The organism is Chamaesiphon sp. OTE_75_metabat_556, assembly GCF_031378165.1.
In the GTDB taxonomy this organism is placed as follows: domain Bacteria; phylum Cyanobacteriota; class Cyanobacteriia; order Cyanobacteriales; family Chamaesiphonaceae; genus Chamaesiphon.
On the sequence record NZ_JANNDR010000122.1, the window covers coordinates 1 to 2241 of the forward strand.

The 2241-nt window shown below is 50.6% G+C and carries 2 protein-coding genes; both read left to right on the top strand.

Features of this window, described 5'->3' with window-relative positions; all coding sequences use genetic code 11:
- The first annotated feature begins 42 nt into the window (after nucleotides 1–42).
- Nucleotides 43–1416, top strand: a complete 1374-nt coding sequence (locus RMO27_RS05325; protein ID WP_309730096.1) for a hypothetical protein — start codon at nucleotides 43–45, stop codon at nucleotides 1414–1416.
- Nucleotides 1413–2241, top strand: an 829-nt coding sequence (locus RMO27_RS05330; RefSeq protein WP_309730099.1) for a glycosyltransferase, incomplete at its 3' end; no start/stop codon positions are given. The genes RMO27_RS05325 and RMO27_RS05330, both read left to right, overlap by 4 nt.

The window sequence follows — 2241 nt, forward strand, 5'->3', positions numbered from 1 at the left end:
GCGACATCTTGACCGCGAATTTCCACTACCTCAAACCCCGGTATGAACAAGACAAGTTTTATCAACCAATTATTTGGTTTTATCGCGACGCCATTTGGCATTATTGCGATCGCGATCGGCATCCTATTACTGATTAAAGCACAGCAGGATCGACCGACTGGCTGGCTGCTGTTTAGCATCTGTTGTTTTGCTTCATCGCTCGATACCTTTAGAAGTAAGTGGTACCCGACACCACCACTAGTATTCCCGCTCCAGCAACTGCGTTCGTTCGGACGACCGTTGGCACTGGTAGTGCTGTTTTTGTTGATCGTTGCCGCACTACAGACTCGGAATAATTGGCGGCAATGGCTCTTGCCGCCCTCGATTAAGTGGCTCATGGCCGTCCAGTTAGCAATTTTTGCCAAGACCCTCCTCTATGGTAGCCAAGAATTTGCATGGCTTGCCGCACTTACATTTGGCGGCGTGATCTTTGCGTTGCGGATGGGACCGGGTCGGTGGCTCCAGGATGATGAAAATTTCCATCTGGCAGTACGCTCGATCGCGATCGCCGGGGCGATCTTTATCGTCCTCAATGTCTATCAATTTGTCCTCAATCGCTCTGCTGTAACCTTTGTCGGCAGCCGATTCCTGGGTACAACCGGAAATCCCCAGACGGCGGGCTTGCTCTTAGCCTCGATCGTGCCCTGTCTGATGTTTTCGATCCAACGCGCTCGCGCCTGGAGTGCTGCCAAATATTGGTGGGTGAGCATCTTACTCGTCACGCTCTATTTTCTCCTGCTCACTGGTTCACGGACAGGGTTCCTGATGACAGCAGTTTCCCTACTTTTGTTTTATCGCAATAATGGTGGTGCTTGGATTCGCGTGGGTTTGGGTTTAGCAGTTTTAGCCGCACTGATCGGCACATTTTTACAACCAGATACATTAGCATCATCCGCCGGAATTGATTCAACACTCAGCGATCGATTTACATCGACTAGCAACAGTCGCGAAAGCGTTTGGAATGGGATGTTGGAGGGGTTTTTGAATAATATTATCTTTGGCTCTCCACTAGAGGGCGGTCGGCTGGGTTATGGCGAAAATACCTGGCTGGCAGTTGCTTCCAACCTGGGATTGATTGGCTTGATCCCCATGCTGATGGTGGGCTGGGAATCACTCAAACTGATGTGGCAACTCAACCAGTTGAGCAGTCGGGATGCCTATTACTTTTTCCCCAGCAGCGTTGTCATCGCTGGATTGGGATCGATCCTGACCGGAGCATGTTTGGAAGCATCCTTGGTGGGAAACATTACCTTTTCGGTGTTAGCATTCTTGGCTTATTTAATTATGGGTGCCTATTTGCTGGAGGTCGATCGAGTGCGGACTTACTATGCGATGAATGAAGCCCAGTCTGTCGATCGGGGTGGTATTTATCAGTGAAGATTCTACATGTAATTCCTTCGGTGTCTGCCGCGCGAGGCGGGCCGAGTCGCGCCCTAATCGATATGGTACATGCGTTACAAACAGAGGGTATCGATGTCGAAGTTGCCACCACCAATGATGATGGGGACAAGCTGCTGGACGTGCCCATGGGTCGGCAAATTGAATACGATCGACTGCTTACCTATTTTTTCCCCCGCTTCTCGCCGTCAATTTCTGCAGTTAGGGAATTTGCCTTTTCGTTGTCATTTACAACTTGGCTGTGGCAAAACATTACGAAATACGATCTAGTTCATATTCATGCCTTGTTCTCTTACACTTCGACCGTCACCATGGCGATCGCCAGAATGCGGGGAGTACCGTACTTGACCACCGCCCATGGTGCTTTGCGGGAATGGTCGCTCCAGCACAAGCCGCAAAAAAAGCAAGCTTATCTCAAGCTCATCGAACGCGCTAACATCGATCGCGCCTGTGCCATTCATGTCACTTGCCAACAAGAACGTGATGAGTTTGTGGCTTTAAATTTCCAGTCGCCAGCATTTATCCTCCCGTTGGCGTTGACCGAGATTCCCGCCCAGATCCCTGACGCCGCCCAGCGGCTGCGGCAAAGTTTGAATTGTCCGGCCGACGAACCGATCATCTTGTTTCTGTCGCGACTGCATTATCAAAAAGGCTTGGATTACTTAATTCCCGCTCTCGGTCGCTGTCGCGATCGCCGGTTCACGTTTGTCATTGCTGGTAGTGGGACGCCTGCTTACGAAGCCGAAATCAGAGAAATGCTAGCTACTGCTAACATTGCCGATCGCACCCAGATGGTGGGCTTTG